The 18,911-nt window shown below is 51.6% G+C and carries 14 protein-coding genes and 1 pseudogene; 12 read left to right on the forward strand and 3 right to left on the reverse strand.

From position 1 onward, the window contains the following. The first annotated feature begins 400 nt into the window (after positions 1–400). The 12 genes from A7K91_RS16805 (at position 401) to A7K91_RS16855 (ending at position 16,385) form a co-directional block, all read left to right on the forward strand. Entirely contained in the window at positions 401–1,165 is a 765-nt protein-coding gene (locus tag A7K91_RS16805) for a PadR family transcriptional regulator (protein ID WP_068684794.1), read from the forward strand. Further along, positions 1,149–2,930 carry an ABC transporter ATP-binding protein gene (locus tag A7K91_RS16810; protein ID WP_245697590.1) on the forward strand — a complete coding sequence of 594 codons (1,782 nt, stop codon included), beginning with the start codon at positions 1,149–1,151 and terminating at the stop codon, positions 2,928–2,930. The genes A7K91_RS16805 and A7K91_RS16810 overlap by 17 nt, the downstream gene beginning before the upstream one ends. Then, complete coding sequence (locus A7K91_RS16815) at positions 2,896–4,764, forward strand: ABC transporter ATP-binding protein (protein WP_068684798.1); 1,869 nt, start codon at positions 2,896–2,898, stop codon at positions 4,762–4,764. The genes A7K91_RS16810 and A7K91_RS16815 overlap by 35 nt, the downstream gene beginning before the upstream one ends. A 63-nt stretch (positions 4,765–4,827) precedes the next feature. Next, entirely contained in the window at positions 4,828–5,754 is a 927-nt protein-coding gene (locus tag A7K91_RS16820; RefSeq protein WP_068684799.1) for an AEC family transporter, read from the forward strand. Between the two features lie 161 nt (positions 5,755–5,915). Continuing rightward, the gene (locus A7K91_RS16825) at positions 5,916–6,623 is read left to right on the forward strand and encodes an ABC transporter ATP-binding protein (protein ID WP_068684801.1); all 708 of its coding nucleotides are present in this window, start codon (positions 5,916–5,918) and stop codon (positions 6,621–6,623) included. After that, entirely contained in the window at positions 6,604–7,638 is a 1,035-nt protein-coding gene (locus A7K91_RS16830) for an efflux RND transporter periplasmic adaptor subunit (RefSeq protein ID WP_169833422.1), read from the forward strand. The genes A7K91_RS16825 and A7K91_RS16830 overlap by 20 nt, the downstream gene beginning before the upstream one ends. Positions 7,639–7,659: 21 nt before the next feature. Then, positions 7,660–10,524 carry an ABC transporter permease gene (locus tag A7K91_RS16835; RefSeq protein ID WP_068684805.1) on the forward strand — a complete coding sequence of 955 codons (2,865 nt, stop codon included), beginning with the start codon at positions 7,660–7,662 and terminating at the stop codon, positions 10,522–10,524. Between the two features lie 9 nt (positions 10,525–10,533). Beyond that, the gene (locus A7K91_RS16840; RefSeq protein ID WP_068685204.1) at positions 10,534–11,418 is read left to right on the forward strand and encodes an ABC transporter ATP-binding protein; all 885 of its coding nucleotides are present in this window, start codon (positions 10,534–10,536) and stop codon (positions 11,416–11,418) included. Positions 11,419–12,002: 584 nt separating this feature from the next. Then, positions 12,003–12,134, forward strand: a complete 132-nt coding sequence (locus A7K91_RS27290; protein ID WP_281198640.1) for a hypothetical protein — start codon at positions 12,003–12,005, stop codon at positions 12,132–12,134. After that, positions 12,131–14,005 (forward strand): sensor histidine kinase, encoded by a 1,875-nt coding sequence (locus A7K91_RS16845; protein WP_068684806.1) that lies wholly within the window; start codon positions 12,131–12,133, stop codon positions 14,003–14,005. The genes A7K91_RS27290 and A7K91_RS16845 overlap by 4 nt, the downstream gene beginning before the upstream one ends. After that, positions 14,002–15,282, forward strand: a complete 1,281-nt coding sequence (locus tag A7K91_RS16850) for an ABC transporter substrate-binding protein (RefSeq protein ID WP_068684808.1) — start codon at positions 14,002–14,004, stop codon at positions 15,280–15,282. The genes A7K91_RS16845 and A7K91_RS16850 overlap by 4 nt, the downstream gene beginning before the upstream one ends. Before the next feature lie 17 nt (positions 15,283–15,299). Continuing rightward, positions 15,300–16,385: a LacI family DNA-binding transcriptional regulator gene (locus tag A7K91_RS16855; protein ID WP_068684811.1), complete on the forward strand. Its 1,086-nt coding sequence runs from the start codon at positions 15,300–15,302 to the stop codon at positions 16,383–16,385. A 269-nt stretch (positions 16,386–16,654) separates the two neighbouring features. Here A7K91_RS16855 and A7K91_RS27115 read toward each other — a convergent pair whose 3' ends face one another. From A7K91_RS27115 to A7K91_RS16865, 3 genes and pseudogenes are all read right to left on the reverse strand, one after another. After that, a complete protein-coding gene (locus tag A7K91_RS27115; RefSeq protein ID WP_245697621.1) occupies positions 16,655–17,182 on the reverse strand; it encodes a hypothetical protein in 528 nt (175 codons plus the stop codon). Positions 17,183–17,230: 48 nt separating this feature from the next. Next, a pseudogene (locus A7K91_RS27120) lies at positions 17,231–17,635 on the reverse strand (helix-turn-helix domain-containing protein); the annotation flags it as partial. Between the two features lie 93 nt (positions 17,636–17,728). Beyond that, positions 17,729–18,898, reverse strand: coding sequence for a glycoside hydrolase family 130 protein (locus A7K91_RS16865; RefSeq protein ID WP_068684813.1), 1,170 nt, complete (start codon positions 18,896–18,898; stop codon positions 17,729–17,731). Positions 18,899–18,911 lie beyond the last annotated feature (13 nt).

Raw genomic sequence — 18,911 nt, forward strand, 5'->3', positions numbered from 1 at the left:
ACATTATCACAGCACAATGACACTGAATCTTCATAGGAGTTGACTTTTGTATGGATTTTCGTATAAAAGTTGAGATTCTGAATGCCATTAGGGTCGTTTTGTACAATAAATCGTACAATAATACCCGTTCAGAGGGGATAAGTCGTTATTTTGTATGATAAATCGTACAATATTACCCATTCGGAGGGAATAAGTTGTTATTTTGTACGATAAATCGTACAAGTTGTATTTGCTGTGGTGCACGAAATGGTATTTTGAGTGAATTATCATACAAAGTCTTCTTGTTGTTTGCCTGGACCGAATGAGATTTGCTGCCAAAGTCAAAACGTATTGTCAGCTAACGATATATCGTATAGTATTTACTTTATTACGATATATCGTTAAATGAAGGGGCATAGATATGAAAGAGTGGGGCGAGGAAGATCGTCTATTTCTGCATCTTGGAGGAGAAAGGGAAACGGGAGGATCGGGCAGGCGTTATTTCAGCCGAGGGGGAGTGAAGTTTGCGCTGCTCGAACTGCTGGAGGAGGAAAATATGCACGGCTATCAGATGATGAAAGCGCTTGAGGAGCAGTCCGGCGGAACGTATCAGCCCAGCGCGGGTTCTATTTATCCTACTTTGCAAATGCTGCGCGATCAAGGTTTTGTGGAATCCAGCAAGAAGGACGGCAAACAGGTTTTTCAAATAACTGCCGAAGGGCGGATTTATTTGCGCGAGGAGAATGAGAAGTCGGAGACGGCATCCCTGTGCGAGAGGGAGTGCAAAACGCGCAATAGAAATACCGGAGATGCAGGAGACGTCGGAGATACCCGATATGCTGGAGATATCGCAGATACTACAGATGCCTCAGATAACCGGTATGCCGGAGATAACGCAGATACAGCAGATGCCTTAGATGCCGAAGAGGCTGGAGAAGAGCAATCCGCAAGGATGGCTGAAGGAGATGGGGAGCGCGGGGGCAGAAAAAGAAACCGCAGATTAACGCCTAAAGGCAAGGAGCTCCTTCATCTGCTGAAGGCGGCTGAACGTTCCGCGATCGGCGATGCCGGGAAGGCGGAGGAGCTAAGAGTTATTTTGCAGCAATTGAAGAAGTCATTAGCCCTTTTAATAGAAGGAAGCGATACCGAGCCGGAAGGAAGGGGGAAACGTGAATTTGGAAAATAACCCGCGACTGCTGGTTCATTTTTTTCGGCAGGCATGGCCGGTTTATGCGCTGTCCTTGTCGCTGCATTTTATTGCAAACCTGATTCATGTATATTATCCCAGAGTGCTTGGACAATTTGCCGACATGCTGCAGCTTGGAGAGTTAACCCGTTCGCTCGTATTGGATTATAGCCTGCTGCTGTTATTGATCGGTATTGGCCATGTAGTGTTCAGCGGAACGGCCATGTATCTGGTCATGTATGTGGGCCGGCGATTTGAGTCGATTTTGCGCGGCAAGCTATTCCGGCATTTTACCGGTATGAGCGAGAGGTTTTATTCCAGCAATGGCGTAGGCAAGCTGCTTAGCTATTTTATGAACGACGTTTCGGCGGTGCGGGAATCTATTGCGATGGGGTTTAACGCTACATCCAATGCGGTCATGCTGTTTGCCGCGGCTTTGGTCATGATGATCACAAGCGGCATACCTCTATATCTGATTGCGGCCTGTATTGCGCCGATGCTTCTTATTCCGTTTATCGTCGTTAAGCTTGGCCCCGTTATCCGGACGCGCTCCCGCGAGGTGCAGGAGTCTCTGGGAGCAATGACGGATATGGCGGAGGAGCAGTTCGGCGGCATCCGGGTTACCAAAAAGTTTGCGGTGGAGCCAATTATGAAGGGGCGCTTCGGACGCGCGGTGGATCAAATTACAGCCAATCAGCTCAGGCTCGTCAAGGTGTCCTCCTTTTTTCACGCTTTAATTCCGCTTCTTGGCACATTGGCGCTTGTTATTGCGCTTGCGCTGGGCGGATACCTGGCCATTAATGGAGGGCTGTCGCTTGGAAGCTTTGTTGCGCTGACCCTATATGTGCGTATGCTGATGAATCCGCTTCAGCAAATCGGCAACGTTGTCAATTCCATTCAGCGCTCCCGCGCTTCTCTGCAGCGTCTCAACGAGCTGTTGTCGCAAAGCCCGGACATTGTCGAGACGGAAGGAGCCGTAACTGTCGATTTGGCAAAAGCGGACATCACGCTCAACCATCTAACCTTTGCTTATCAGCCGGAGGGCCGCCCCGTATTGAAAAATATCCAGCTGAGCGTTGCCGCTGGCACTACGCTGGGAATTGTCGGGAAAACGGGAAGCGGCAAAACAACTCTGATGAAGCTGCTGCTTCGCACCTACGATCCTCCTCCCGGCTCGATCGCTTACGGGGGAGTTGATGTAAGGGATATGGCGCTGGAAAATTTGCGCGAAGGAATCGCCTATGTGCCCCAGGACGGCTTCCTGTTCAGTACCACCATCGGCGAAAATATCGCATTTTACCGCCGGGATGCGGAGAGCGGGCGAGTGGAGGAGGCAGCACGCCAGGCCAGCATTTTTCAGCAGATTGCGGAGCTGCCCGACCGCTTCCAGAGCAAGCTGGGAGAACGCGGCTTGACGCTTTCCGGCGGACAGAGGCAACGGACCAGCCTCGCGCGGGGATTGATCAAAAAAGCGCCCATCATGATTCTGGATGATAGCGTTAGCGCGGTGGATGCCGTAACGGAACGTAAAATTTTGTCCTCCATTGCCAAAGAGCGCAAGGGCAAAACCACCATTATCATCGCCCACCGGATCAGCGCGGTCAAACATGCCGATTTGATCATCGTGCTGGACGAAGGAGCTATTGTGCAGCAAGGGACTCATGACGAGCTGCTGAGCAAGGACGGCTTTTACCGCGAGCTTTACGCCATACAGGAGGGGGGAATGAGGCATGGGTCCCAGATGGGCGAGTGGCGGGAAACGTAACGAGGAGCAGGGTCATGAAGGAGAAAAAAAGCCGAAGCCGCAATACGTATCCGCCTTCCGCGCGTTATCAGGCTATATACGGGAGCATGCTCTCGGATTTGCCGCCGTTTTTGGGTGTACGTTGATCGCAATTTTATCGGATTTGCTTCAGCCTTATCTGATGAAGATTGCCATTGACGATAATTTGCTGGCAGGCGTCAACGATTACAAGGGCTTGCTTCTTATCTGCATCGTTTATTTTGCTTTTTCGGCAAGCAGCTTTTTTTTCACTTATTTACAAAACAATTTGCTGCAGCGAATCGGGCAAAGCATTGTCGCCGCTGTCCGCAAGCGGCTGTTCAGCCATATTTTAAAGCAGTCGATGTCTTATTTTGACCGCATGTCCGGGGGAAGCCTGATTACTCATGTATCCAGCGATACGGAGGCCTTGAACCAGTTTTTTAGCCAGGTTCTGCTTAGCCTGTTCCGGGACGGGTTAACCCTCGTCTTTATTATTGTCATGATGTTTCAGCTGGATGCCGGGCTGGCTACGTATTGCTTGTTTATATTGCCGGTTATTTTCGTGATAGCGGTTTTGTTCCGCTCCTATATGAGGGAGACGTACCAGCAGGCCAGGACGAGGCTTTCACGTTTGATTGCGTTTGTTGCGGAAAATCTGGCGGGAATGAATCTGATTCAGGTGTTTCATCAGCAAAAGGAGCAGGAGAGGCAGTTTCAGGAACGGAACGGCGTATACTTTAAAGCCAATATCCGGGAAGTCCGGACGCATGTGCTGTTTGGCAGGACCTTTGATATATTAAGCACGCTGTGCATCGCTTTTGTTACCTGGATTGGCGGCTGGGCGGTGCTGGGCAAGCAGATGGAGTTTGGCGTGCTGTACGCGTTTATTACGTATATCCGCCAGTTTTTTAATCCCATCAACACTATCACCCAGCAATGGAATACGCTTCAGTCCGCTACGGTTGCGGTATCGCGGATATGGTCCGTGCTGGACAGCAAGCCCGCCGTTAATGACAGCGAGGAAGGGATGGCCGAGGTTGAATTAAATCGGGTGAAAGGGGAAATCCGGTTCGACGACGTGACGTTTTCCTATCGCGAGGGTCATCCCGTTATAACGAATTTGAACCTGGTCATCAAGCCCGGAGAATTAATTGGAATCGTAGGGGCGACAGGCGCTGGCAAAAGCTCTCTAATCAGCCTGCTATGCCGCTTTTATGATGTGGATCGGGGCAGTATCAGAATAGACGGAACCGATATCCGCGACATTCCCCAGCGTAGTCTGCATCGGATGGTTGGACTGGTGCAGCAGGAGCCGTATCTGTATTCCGGCACGATTATCGAAAATATAACCCTGTTCGATGACAGCATAAGCCGCGAGGATGTCATTGCGGCCTGCCGGTTCGTCGGAGCTGAAAGCGTCGTGGAGAGATTGAGCAACGGCTACGATACACGGCTATCGGAGCGGGGGAGCGGGCTTTCCGCGGGCGAGCGGCAGCTGCTCTCTTTTGCCCGCATTATCGTTTTCCAGCCGCCCATTCTCATTCTGGACGAAGCGACGGCTAATCTGGATTCCTATAGCGAGGAACTGATTCAGCGGGCGCTAAATCTGGTTTCGGCAGGAAGGACCACACTTGTCATCGCTCACAGGTTATCCACCATAATGGGAGCGGACCGGATTTTGGTCATGGACAAAGGCAAGGTTGTAGAGCAAGGCAAACACCGGGAGCTGCTGGCTCGGGGAGGCTATTACGCCAAGCTTTATTCGCATTCGCAAGGAGGAGGCGATTCCGCTCTGTATGAATCATTGACAGAAAAGGCAGATGCTATAAACTAATGATAGTATGCGAGAGGCTTCCATTAATCATCATGAGCGGATGAACGGAAAGAAGAGACGGCAATGCCTATATTTTTTCATATTTTGTTAACCAACGTATTGCCCATGAGCATTGTCATTGGCCTTGGGATCGTGCTGCAGCGCTGCTTCAAGCTGGATATCAAGACGTTGACCAAACTGAACTTTTATTTATTTTCTCCGGCTATTATGTTCAAATTGCTGTACGAAACCGAGATTTCATACGGCCTGATCGGAAAAGTATTGTTGTTTTTTGTGATGCTGGCTGTCCTGCAATATATCATGGTAGAGATTGTGATCCGGCTGCGGTGTTATTCCCCTGGCATGAAAAGCGCCATGCGCAACAGTGTATTGTTTTACAATAGCGCCAACTACGGCATACCGCTGAATCAGCTTGCGTTTCATGGGCTGAAGGAAACGATGGCCATTCAGGTCATCATCATGATGATGCAGGCGCTGCTGCCCAATACGTATGGCGTTTATAACGTAAATGCGCATAAAGCGGATATGCGGAAGGTATGGCGGACGATTTTTAGCATGCCGATTATTTATGTCATTCCCGTTGCCTTTATGATGAGGGGGCTGCAAATTCCTGTCCCGCAGCCTATCGCAACGCCGATTGCCTATTTGTCAGGCGCCTTTATCGGCACGGCGTTGATTACGCTTGGCGTTCAGCTCGGGAATATGAAATGGGTTGTCAAAAAAACGATGGCATTGGATGTATCCATCTCCGCTTTTCTAAGGCTGATTGGAGGGCCGCTTGCGGCATGGCTGATCGTTATTCTGCTGGGCTTTGACAAGCTGACAGCGGCCGCTTTAATTGTTTCCTCAGCCGTCCCGACTTCGCTGAGCAGCGTTTTGCTGGCGGTGGAGTTCGACAACGAAGCGGAATTTGCTTCTCAGTCGGTCTTTGTATCTACGGTGCTGAGCGTATTGACCGTTACGGCGGTTATCTTCTTTTTGCAGCTGTAAGGAGAGATAAGAATGGAATAACGAAGGGGAGCTCTTTTTTGTCGCCGAGATAGATGGGGCTTCTCTTTTTTTGCCTCGATAAAACTATTGTGCTGCTGTACCTAAGAGGTTAAAATGGGAAAAGATGATAAATGAAACCGGATACATAGCGGGATGGAGGAATGGTTTTGGAGCAAGCCGCAACCACTGCCCCTATTATTGTTGCAAACGCTGTCAAGCGGTCTTTTGGACGGGGGACAGGCGCTGTGCATGTACTTAAGGGCGTTGATCTATCAATTGGACAGGGCAAGCTGATTGCTTTTAAGGGCCGTTCCGGCTCCGGCAAAACAACGTTAATCAACCTGCTCAGCGCACTGGACAGGCCAAGCGAAGGGGAAATCATTTTTCAGGGCAGGAAGCTGTCTGCGCTGGGGGATAAGGAACGGGATCATATCCGCCGCAAGGAAATGGGACTGATCTTTCAATCCTTTGCCCTGATTCCGTTGATGTCGGCCTATGAAAATATTGAATTTGTGCTTCGTGTTGCCGGCGTGCCTGCCAGTGAGCGGAAGGCGGCTGCCGAAGCTGCGCTGGAGCAGGTTGGCTTAAAAGGGCGCATGCATCACCGGCCCTTCGAGCTGTCGGGCGGCGAGCAGCAGCGCACGGCAATTGCCCGGGCCATCGCCCACAGACCCAAGCTGCTGCTGGCGGACGAGCCGACGGCTGAGCTGGACAGCCGCACAGGCCTGCAAATTATGAGGGTTTTCCGCGGACTGGTGGAATCCACCGGCATGACCATTATAATGACAACGCATGACCCTGCCATAATGGAGATCGTTGATCATGTGTATGAACTGGAGGATGGTAGAATTGTTGTTTCCACGCACTAAAGCCTTCAAGATCCAACTGATTGCCACGGCGCTTGGGGCGGCGCTGCTGATGTCGGGCTGCTCGCTTCTGCCTGCCGAAGAAGAGGCGCTTTTGCCGCCTCTCGTAAAGCCGCCGCAGGAAAGCTACAGAACGGTGGAAGTGAAGCGCGGCGATATCGCCAAAGAGATCAAAGGAAGCGCGACGCTGGAATCCTATTCCTCCGATGCGGCCAAATTTACGGATGAGGGCGGACGGGTTAAGGAAGTGATGGTCAAGCAGGGCGACCAGGTTAAAGCGGGAGACGTGCTGATCCAGCTTGATGTGGGAGATATGGACATTAACCTCAAGCAATTTGAGCTTAATATGGTAAAGTCACGAACGGCTCTGAAAGCCGCCAAGCTTTCGGATGACGCCGACAATATTACGATTGCCCAGCTGCAATATGAACTTGACCGGATCAAATACGAGCGCCTGCAGGAGACCTACAACAGCAAGCAATTGACGGCGGGCATCGATGGCCAGGTTACCTATTTGGCGGAGCTGGAGGAAGGCCAGGGCGTAGCTCCGCATGAAACGCTTGTTATGCTGTCGGACCCTTCCAAGCTGCGGGTTGCTTTTCAGGGCAGCACGTCGGGAGATGTCAATTTAGTTTCCGTAGGGCAGCGGGTGGAGCTGCAATTCAAGGATAATAGCGTTGTGGAGGGCAAAGTAACGCAAACGCCGGCGTCCGCTCCATTTTCCGATGATCCCGTCATCAGAGATAGGAATTCCAAAATGATCTATATGGATGCCGAGCTGCCGGAGAGCGCGGAAATCGGCGGCTCCGTCAATATCCGGATTTTGCTTCAGGAAAGCCGCGACACGCTTGTTATTCCCCGCAGCGGCCTGCGCAGCTATCTGGGACGCAATTTTGTCCGCGTGCTGGAGGAAGGCGACAATATCCGCGAAGTGGATGTGGAGGCGGGCATTACAGGCTCAACCGAGGTGGAAATTACGGCGGGACTGGAAGAGGGCATGCTGGTCGTGCTGCCATAATATACGGAGGTTGGTTGGCTCATGGCATTATTAATTATGATTTTTCGCAAAATGATGCAAAACAAGTGGCTCGTCTGCAGCTTGTTTCTTGGCATATCCATCTCCGTAGCGCTGGTCAGCAGCATGCCGATTTATTCCCAGGCCGTGCTTACGCGAATGCTGGTCAAGGATCTGGAGCGGCTGCAGGGGGACACGGGGCAATACCCCGGCGCCCTGTACGGCCATATGTTTTACTCCGACGAAAAGCCGGAGCAAATTAGAAGCAAGTTTCAGCGGATGGACGATTACATACGCGGGGAAGGGGCGGCGGGCTTTGGGCTGCCCGTGCTAGAGCTTAACAATGAGCTTTACGCGCTTTCGCTCAAGATGAAGCGGGCTGATGATCCCAATCCGCTTTCCGAATCCAATATGCAGCGGGTGACCATCAAATCGTACCAAAACCTGGAGAAGCACGTGGAGCTGAAGGATGGGCGCTTGCCCTCTCCGCTTCCGGTGGACGGCGTTTATGAGGTAATGGTGACCGAGCGTGCGCTTAACCATTTTAAAACGGTGCTGAATACGGAATTTTCGTTGGAGGACGAAAAGCTGGATAGGCCAGTGAAGCTGAAGGTCGTAGGCGTGTTTCGGAAAGCCGCAGAAAATGACGTGTATTTCCGCTACGGCAATTTAAGCGATATGAGCAACAGCTTTATGCTGCCCTATGAATCCGCCAAGGAGCTTCTGCTGGAGCAGCAGTCGCTGCCGATCGGCGGCACGGGCTGGCATCTGGTCATGGATTACAGCAAGATGGAGCTGGACAGCATCGCCCGATTTCAAAGCAGCTTCAACGCCATCAAGCTGGAGCTGAACAAAAAGGTATATTTGTATCAGATGGGGCTGGAGTCGCGCGCATTGTCCACGCTGTCTCAATATACGGAGCGGGCCGAGCAGCTTCAGACGCTTATGTGGGCGCTTAATATTCCTTTATTGATCATGCTTGCTTTTTATATGTTTATGGTTGCCAACCTGATCACGGAGCGGCAAAAAACCGAAATTGCCGTTTTGCGAAGCCGCGGGGCCGCAAGATGGCAAATCATTGCCTCCTATTTTGTGGAGGGGGTTCTGCTGTGCGGAATGGCTTTTGCCGCAGGTCCTTTTTTGGGAAGCGTGCTTACCAATGTTTTGGGCGCGTCCAGCGGCTTTTTGGAATTTGTCCAGCGGGTAAGGCTGCCGGTGCGCATTACCGAGGAGGCTTGGGAATACGCCGCCATTACGGCGGGAGCCTGCTTGCTTATTATGATGATTCCCGTCATTGCCGCCACGCGCATTTCTATCGTAGGACACAAGCAGCAGCTGGCCCGATTGCTCAAAACGCCGCTGTGGCATAAGCTGTTTCTGGATGGTATCGCTCTGGGCTTGTCGTTGTATGGCCTGTACAATTTCCGCAAGCGTCAGGCGGATTTGCAGGCGCTGGGACTTGGGGCGGACGATCTCAGCATCGATCCGCTGCAATTTGTTATTCCCGCCTTGTTTATTATGGGGGGAGGTTTGCTGCTGCTGCGTCTGTATCCGTGGCTGCTGCGTCTTGTTTATTGGATTGGGCGCAAATGGTGGCCGCCTTCCCTGTATGCCACGCTGATCCAGGTGGGGCGATCCAGCAGCCAATACCAATTTCTGATGATCTTCCTTGTTATGACGATTGCAACGGGGGTTTTCAGCGCATCGGCCGCCAGAACGATTAACGAAAATACGGAGGATCGCATCAGCTATGCGGCGGGTGCGGATATCATTCTGGACGTCAGCTGGGTGAATGACGCCCCGCCGCCGATGATGCCCGGCAGCGCTCCTCCATCCGTTAAACCTGTAACCTCCACCGGAAAGGTCAATTATTTAGAGCCGCCGTTTGAGCCGTTCCGCAAGCTTCCCGGGGTTGAGAGCGCAGCCAAGGTATTTGTGCAGCCCAAAGCGGATTTTTTCGCCGGCAATGAATCCGGGTCCGCTGTGCTGATGGGAATTGATACTGACGAATTTGGCAAAACGGCATGGTTCAGGGATGGCTTGCTGGACCATCATTTTTATGACTATTTGAATTTGTTGGCCGCCGATACTAAAGGCGTGCTGATTTCCCGCAGTCTTGCGGAGCAAAAAGGGCTGAAGGCAGGAGATGCCATCTGGGTCGGCTGGGCCGAGGTAACGCAGCAGCCGTTCACCGTCTATGGCATCATAGATTATTTCCCGACCTTTAACCCCAACCCCCCAACCGCCGGGGGCGGCAGCTCCGCGCCTATGTTGATCGTTGGCCATCTGTCGCGAATTCAGCTTCAGCTGGCGATTGAGCCGTACAAGGTATGGCTGAAGCTGGAGGACGGAGCCTCGGTTCAGGAGCTTTACGATGGCATCGCGGAAAGCGGCCAGGCGGTAATAAAGGTCGCAAATACAAGAGACAGTCTTGTCCGCGCCAAAAACGATCCTTTCCTGCTGGCGCTAAACGGCGTATTGACGCTGGGATTTGTATTATCCATTATTGTCAGCTTTATCGGCTTCCTGCTTTATTGGGTGCTGTCGTTAAAAGGCCGCATGCTGCAAAACGGCATCCTGCGCGCTATCGGGCTGTCGCTCAAAAGCCTGATCGGCATGCTTGCCGCGGAGCAACTGCTGACCTCCGGCGTAGCGGTGGCAATTGGCATCGGCGTAGGCCATACGGCCAGCAGGCTGTTTGTGCCAAGCTTTCAAATTGCCTTTAATCCCAGCAGCCTGGTACCGCCGTTTATCGTTCAGTTTCAGGCGGGAGACATGCTGCGCATCTATACGCTGACGGGCTTTATGCTTGTTGCCGGGCTGGCGATATTAGGCTTTATGCTGTCCAGGCTGCGCATTCATCAAGCGCTCAAGCTGGGGGAGGATTAGGTTATGGCAATGATCCATTGCGAAGGATTGGTCAAAATATACAAAACGGCGGATCTGGAGGTTTTTGCGCTGCAAGGCCTCGATCTGCAAATTCAGCAAGGCGAGCTGATGGCGATTATCGGCAACAGCGGAAGCGGCAAATCAACGCTGCTTAACATGCTGGGGGGACTGGACAAACCAACGGCGGGAAAGCTGATGGTGGACGGCAAGGACCTGCTGAAAATGAAGGAACGCGAGCTGGTCCGCTACAAGCGGGAAAGCGTTGGTTTTGTCTGGCAAAATAATGCGCGTAATCTCATCCCCTATTTGACGGCGCTGGAAAATGTAGAGCTTCCCGTGCTGCTGACGGGCAGGCGCAAGCGCTGGCGCGCCAAGGAGCTGCTGGATGCCGTAGGACTGGGACACCGTGCGCATAACAAGCTGTACCAGCTGTCAGGAGGCGAGCAGCAGCGGGTTGCCATCGCCATCGCGCTGGCAAATCAGCCCAGACTGCTGCTGGCGGATGAACCTACAGGATCGGTAGACGCCAAGATGTCGGAGCAAATCCTGGATTTGTTCCGGGAGCTGAACCGAACGATGGGCATCACAATCGTAATTGTAACGCATGACCCGGAGCTGGCCAAAAAGGTAGACCGGGTTGCCGCAATCCGCGACGGCAAAATTTCCTCCGAGATGCTTCGCCGCGTTTCCTATGCGGAGGAAATGGCGGAGCTGGAGGAGCTTGAAAGCGATGGAACCCATGTAGAATATGCCATCCTGGATAAAGCGGGTCGTCTTCAGGTGCCATCGGATTATTTGGAAAAAATCGGAGTCAAAAAAAGCAACAAGCTTAGAGTGGAGCTAGGCGACGGACGTATCGTTCTGCTTCCTCCCGAAGAAGCGGAGGAAGAGTAAGGGGCAGCGCTGACCGCTGGGCGATCAGGCGGCACTTGATTAGATGATTTGTTGATTAGATGATTAGGATTAGGCATGGTAACCTGCCAGATGAACAAATCGGCTCTATGAACGATCCCCCCCTTCTCTGCCATAATCTGCTGTAAGCTGGTTCCTGCATAATCAAAGCCCCAAAAAGCTTTCCGCTGCTTGACTCCTGTGAAAAACAGGGATAAGCAAAGCGACGGAGGGCTTTTTTCGCTGTTCCCGCAAGTTTCTTTGTTATCATGTTTGGCGTGTTGTATAAATAGAAAACAAAAACAAGCGATAAGCCAGAGTGTGAATGGTTCTGGAGAAAAGCCTATGCTTACGAAGCAGCGTTCTTCCAGAACGTTTCAAGCGTTCGCCTTTGTTCCCGGATTCCACCATTTGAACCTATCATTCAGGGAAATCTGGGAACAACAGCGATCGGAAGAGCTTTTCACACGGCGGCCCCTTCGCTAAAACTCGTTTATTATTATATAGCTGCAGAAAACAGTTGACATTCTGGTAGCATAACGAATAATAAAAAATATAACAAAACTAATTTTACGGGAGAGATCGCATTGAATATCGACCTTTCGGGGAAAACGGCGCTAATTACGGGAGCAACCGGAGATTTGGGCAGAGTGATGTCGCGCACGCTGGGAAGCTGCGGCGCTTACGTTGCCGCTCTTTTTGCATCCGATACGCCATGAGTCTGAAAGCTGCGGGTGCTTTTTTTGGAAATCTCAGAATGGAGCGCAAGCTGTTTCTAGTTTTTCTGCTGCTAACGGCGCTCCCGCTAACCTTTATCGGTTATATAACCTACAACAACTATTCCCGCTCGCTGGAGGAAAAAACGATTCTGTTTTCCACCAATATGCTGGACAGCATGATGATTCGGATAGACGATTACATCGAGGATATGGTGCGTATCTCCTCCGTACCGGCCTATCAGGATGAAATCAGGCAAAACCTGATGCGTTCCAACCGCTATTACGAGCAGCGTGGGATGTCGGACGGCCAATCCGGCAGCGAGTCCATACCGGACGAGTTTAATTTGCTCCTGTCGATTCAACGCGGCATCGAAGGTAATATTTCGTTTATTAATGGGATCAAGCGGGGAGCCAACTCCGTTTACATTTTTGACCAATACGGCAATGTTTATTACGCGGCCTCAAGCGTCGGCGTCCGGCTTAATCTGAAGGACAGCTATCGCCTTTGGCTGGATAGCGCGGAGGATTCCAGCGGCGAAGCCAGGCTGATCAGCACTCAGCGGTACATCAGCAATTTGCAAAGCGAAAAGCATGCGTTTACCGTCGTGCGCAAAATTTTCGATAAATCGCTGCGGCCCATCGGACTGATTGCGGTTGACGCCAATATGAGCGTCATTGAAGACGGCATAAGGGAATTGGACGCCGTCACCAAAGGCAGCTCTTTTATCGTAGACGAAGAAGGGATGGTTGTATACGACAGCAACTCTGCCATTATGGCTACCAGCATGTCGCAGGATTATGCCTTCAGGATGGCGGCAGGGGAAAAAGGCAGCTTTTACGGGGAGAAGGATGGTGTCAAACGATTGTATATGTATTCTACCTCGCCCAACACGAAGTGGAAGGTCATTACATCCATTCCCGTAAGCGAGCTGACCCGCGATGCGGTGCTGGTGCGCAATGTGACCTGGGCCGCAATGATCGTAACGCTGCTTGTTGCCATGCTCATTTCCTTTTTTATGGCCTATGCGCTGACCAATCCGCTGCGCAAGCTGATGCGCCTGATGAAGAGCGTGCGTGAAGGCGATCTGGACGTGCAATTTCAGGTGAAATACCGTGATGAAATTGGACAGCTGGGCAATCAGTTTAACCGGATGATCGGACATATTGGTCAATTAATCCGGGACATTTACCATATGGAGACCAAAAAGAAAGAAGCGGAGCTGCAGGCGCTGCAAAATCAGATTAATCCGCATTTTATGTACAATACGCTGGAATCGATCCGAATGACCGCGGAGGTCAACGATGATCAGGACGCTGCGGATATGCTGGAAATTTTGGGAAAGCTGCTGAGGTATGGCATTAGCGATTTGCATGAAGAGGTTACGCTGGGCGACGAAGTTCACCATGTACGCAATTACGTGCAGCTCTTGAACTACAGATATCCCGGACGGTTCCGCCTGACGATTGACATCCCCCCGGAGCTGCTCCATTACCCGGTCATCAAGCTGGTGCTTCAACCCATTGTGGAAAATGCGGTTTACCACGGAATGGACCCAGAAAAGCCAATCATGATTATAGGAATTGACGGACGCCGTGACGGACAAGTGGTCGTGTTGACTATGAGCGACGACGGCATCGGAATGGAGCGGGAACGGCTGGATGCGTTAAAAACAGGTTTGCAGGGGGAGCGGTCTCCGGAAGGCTGGGGCAGCGGTGGCATCGGCCTTCGCAATGTCAACGAGCGGTTGAAGCTGCATTATGAGAGAGGATATTATGAGATGGCTATAAACAGCCGTCCCGGTGAAGGCACGGTTATTACTCTGAGGCTGCCGTTGTATGATGGTGTTGGGGAAGAGGAGGACAAGGCGTGAGGAGCAAGTGGATAATCGGTTTGTTAATTGCCGCAATGTTGGCGCTACTGGGGGGATGTCTTTCTCCGCCGAATGCCGAAGCTCCGTCCGCACCTCCCGCCGGCGATGGTGGCGGCAAGGAACGGCAGCTGGTCGTGTTGACCAATCGCGTCGATTTGATCGATAACGGGGTTTTTGGACAATACGCCCGGCGTTTTGAGGAATTGCATCCCGGGGTAACCGTCCAGTTTGAGGGCTTGGTCAACTATACCAGCGATATCATGCTGCGGCTTTCGACGCGGACGCAAGGCGATGTGCTGCTGCTGCCCAATAATTTGAAAAACGAGGATTTATCCCGCTATTTTGAACCGCTGCAGGAGGACATTTTTTACGACGTGCGGTTTGCGGATTTTAAAGCGCATGATGGTTTGCGCTACGGCATTGCGGCAGGGGCGTCTACAACGGGCATCGTTTATAATAAAAAGGCGTTTGCCGATGCTGGCATACGGGAAGCGCCAACCACGCTGGATCAGTTTTTTGAAGCGTGCAGACGTCTGAAGGAAGCCGGTATTGTGCCGGTTTATCTCAATTACGGCGCGCAATGGCCGCTGATGATTTGGGGCGAAGACCTGGTCAGCTATATGTCGGGCGACCCGGAGTATTTGAACAAAATGGCCTTTAGCGACGAGCCCTGGAGCCTTGACAATGCCTGGGGCGAAGCTATTATGATCGTACGGACATTGATTGAGCAAGGCTATGTCGAAGAATCGCTGATGTCCAATCAGTGGGAGATTAGCAAAACCGAGCTGGCCGCTGGACGTGCGGGCATGTATCTGATGGGCAACTGGGTCATTAACCAGGTCCTCGCCGCGGGAGCGGATTCCCAGGATATCGGATTTTTCCCGTTTCCGTATGACAATGAGCCTGTCCGCCATGCTCCGCTTAGCCCGGATTGGTTTGTCGGCATCAGCCGGTTCAGCAGTGAAAAAGAGCTGGCGGCGGAATGGGTGCAATTTTTTGTGCATGATTCCGGTTATGTCGATGATTCAGGCTTTTTGCCCGTTGAGGAGAGCAAGCAGTCATCGCTGCCGCAGCTGGAGCAATTTCTGTCGTTTCGGCCTATATTTCTCGAAAAGAGCGTGCCTAGCGACAAATTGCTGGAGATTGCGGCTTCGGCGCAAATCTCGCTCTGGTCGGGCGAATATATTCAGGAGTGGCTGGCGGAGCCGGAGCTGGATAAGGTTTTTGATGAATATAACAGGCGCTGGAAGGAAGCGCGCCATTTGAGCGAAAGCTAGAGGAGTAGAGAAGGCTTATGTCCAAAAAAGTAACGATGCAGCAAATCGCTGATTCGCTTGGCGTTTCAAAATTCGTTGTGTCCAAAGCGTTGTCCGGCAAAGACGGCGTAAGCGAGGCGACAAGAGAGCGAGTCATACAAGCGGCGTCACAGCTGGGTTATTTTACGCAAAAAAATGCCTATATGAAATCGCTCAAGCTGGAGGCGTTGCCCAAGGTGCCTAAAGCGAAGCGCCAGTCCGTGCTGGTCCTGATGCCCAACATCCGTTTTCAGACGAAGGATTCGCTTTATTGGGGCCGTATTTTGGATGGTATCACTTCACGGCTGGAGGAAGACGGTTACGGGATGGTGATCGTTTCGGAGCAAAGCGTGGAGCATTTGGTTCATTTCCTGAATCCAAACGGCATATTGGGGCTGATCGGGGTGGGTGAAATTTCTACGCCGCTTCTGCTTGAGGTTCACCGGATCGGCATGCCGATGGTGCTCGTGGATCATGAGGATCACCTGATTCCAAGCGATACGATTTTTGCCAACAACCATGAAAGCATGTACCGTTTGACCAAACATTTAATCGGCATCGGGCACAAAGCGCTGGCGTTTATTGGCGATACCCGGTATTCCCGTAGCTTCTACGACCGCTTTTTGGGGTTTCGCTGCGCGATGGAAGAGGCTGGGCTGTGGAATGGAGCTGTTCCCGGCAGCGGGCAATCCATGAAGGAGCAGCTTCTGGAAGCGCAAGGACTGGAGCAGGGGCAATTTCAGGAGCGGGTGTTAAAATGGGCGAAGGAGCTGCAGCTAAAGGGATCTCTGCCTACCGCGCTGGTTTGCGCCAACGATACGATAGCAATCGGAGCTGCTTTGGCCATGGAGAGCCTTGGTTTGGCCGTTCCCGACGATATATCCCTTACCGGATTCGACAACATAGATGATGCGTACCGCTACAAGCCCGCGCTTACAACGGTTCATGTACCCAAGGAAAACCTGGGGCGGCGGGCCGTGCAGAGGCTTTTGGAAAGAATTGAAGCCAAGGATGCGCCGCTGGAAAAAATATTGCTCGCCAGCGAGCTGCTCTACCGCGGCACAACAGCGCGGGCGAAGGATTGAATTCGTTGCCCTTTAGCGCAATGGAGGGAAGTGAGGGGCTGTCCGAAAAGTCTACTTCGGTGAATAAATATTCAGCAAAACCGGCACCTGCAGGAAAAGGGTGTCTTGGAAGCTCAAACATTTTTGTCGGCTTTATTTTGATCCTATTTTGCAGTGGATAAAAACCGACAAAAAAACTCGCCCTCAAGACACCCTTTCCCCTCCGGTCCTCTCTGCTGAATATTTATTCGTTTCACGTGACTTTTCGGACAGCCCCCTTTATATTTACATCAAACCTCGAATTGCAGATTTTGTGGTTCTGAAGGCAAATTGTCGTTTTCCTGAAAGTTCCCTGTGACGGGGATGTCCGTGCCGACCTCTTCAAATTGGCAATCATCTATCCATACCGTGCCTGTCCCTGTCATCAGAATGCCAATGCAGATGATTTCCGCCTCCTTCGGCACGTCAAGCACGCAGGCGTAATAATTCCAATCTGTCGTTCCTTTAATGGCTCTGTCCTGCATATTGTCGAATGCCAGCATATTTTGTTGATGATCATCAACCCTCATCCAGAGTCCTGCCCATCCAGCGACGTTTTCACTTTTTACGAATCCGGAAAAGCGCATGCGTTTTCCTGCAAAGCTTTCGGAACGAAATTGCTGCATGAAAGTGCCGAATTGGCCTGCTTGTCCCGCCGTTTCCTCTTTGCTTTCAAAGCGGGCGGATTTCTGGCCTTTGTGATAAACTCGCGTATCCAGAGTTGCTTGATAGAAGTCGGGATTTGTGCCTGTGATCATCCAGCCGTTAATTTCAGACATGTTGATGTCCTCGCTTTCTTTTAATAAATTTTTCATTTGGGCGCGATATTGCGCGGGCGGCAGAGCGTATATGCTTTTAAAGGCTCTAGTGAAGGCTTCCTGGCTTTCAAAATTGAAGTATAGCGCGATGTCCAGGATACGTTCATTCGTATAAAGAAGCATTTGGGCGGATGAGCTGATTCTTCGGTAACGAATGTAATCAATCAAGCTTTTTCCGACGTATTTCTTGAATATTCGGTGGAAATGAAACTTGGAAAACCCCGCTTCTTTCGAAACGTACTCCAAGCTTAAGGGCTTATCCAAATGATTCTCAATAAATTCAATGCTTTTGTGGATAACATCGTAATACAGATGTGCAACCTCCTTTCGGTTAAATTTAGTATACAATACCGGTATATAAGGAAATTTGATCGATCTTGCTTTTAAAGATAAGTTCAGCTGGATGAGTTGCATTCGTCCGATAAAACAGCCAAGGCCGCCCTTCCATCTTTAATCGGAGAGGCGGCCTTGGCCACATATCAGCAGTATTTTGAACGAAACGGCTCTTTACAGCCCCAGATTGCGGTTGATCAGCTCTATGCGCTGCTGGACGCAGAGATAGGAGCGGAGCGGGTCGGACGGCGTGCCGAGTACATAATCAAGCAATCTGTCGACCGTGCTTGTTGCGACATGGCAGCGGGTATCGGAGGAAGCATAATAGATGTAAACCTCGCCGTTTTCCAGCGCAACGGCTCCGTTGCAGAATACGACATTGGATACATCGCCGATACGCTCTTCGCCTTCCGGGGCGATCAGGTGGCCGCCTGGACTGGCGATAACCTTTTGCGGCTCGTTCAAATCGGTCAGGAATGCGTAGAGCACATACCGCAGGCCTGCTGCTGTATTGCGAACGCCGTGAGCGATGTGCAGCCAGCCTTTGTCCGTTTTGATGGGAGCCGGGCCCTGGCCGTTTTTCACTTCCTTGATGGTGTGGTAATAACGCTCGTCAATGATGATTTCTTGTTTAATGACCGCATTTTCGATGGTGTCCGACAAGCCCCAGCCGATGCCTCCGCCCGATCCTGTATCGATAAAGCCGTCTTGGGGGCGCGTATAAAAAGCGTATTTGCCGTCAATAAATTCCGGATGCAACACGACATTGCGCTGCTGGTTGGAGGCTGTTTTCAGGTCGGCAAGACGCTCCCATTGCTTCAAATCCTTCGTTCGCGCGATGCCGCATTGCGCAACCGCGCTGGACAAGTCGCCGCGAGGCGCGTCAGGGTCCTTGCGCTCTGTGCAGAAAAGGCCATAAATCCAGCCGTCCTCATGCTGAACGAGACGCATGTCGTATACATTGACGTCTGGCTCTTCCGTTTCCGGCAAAACGACTGGGCGATCCCAGAAACGGAATCCTTCTGTTCCATTTTTGCTTTCGGCAATGGCAAAAAACGATTTGCGGTCATTGCCTTCGACGCGGGCGACCAGATAAAAGCTGCCGTTCAAATAAATAGCGCCCGGATTAAACACGCAATTGACGCCAAGCCGCTCCATAAAGTAAGGATTGGTTGCCGGGTTAAAATCGTATTTCCAATGCAGGGGAGCATGAGCCGCTGTTAATACGGGATGTTCGTATCGTTCATAAATGCCGTTGCCAAGGCGCTCGGCGGTATTGGGGCGGGCGACAAGCGCTTCATATTGCTCCGTTAATTGCTCCTTGCGTTGTTCGAAAATCGTCATGCTTACAACCTCC

The sequence above is a fragment of the Paenibacillus oryzae genome (assembly GCF_001675045.1).
GTDB classification, from domain to species: domain Bacteria; phylum Bacillota; class Bacilli; order Paenibacillales; family Paenibacillaceae; genus Pristimantibacillus; species Pristimantibacillus oryzae.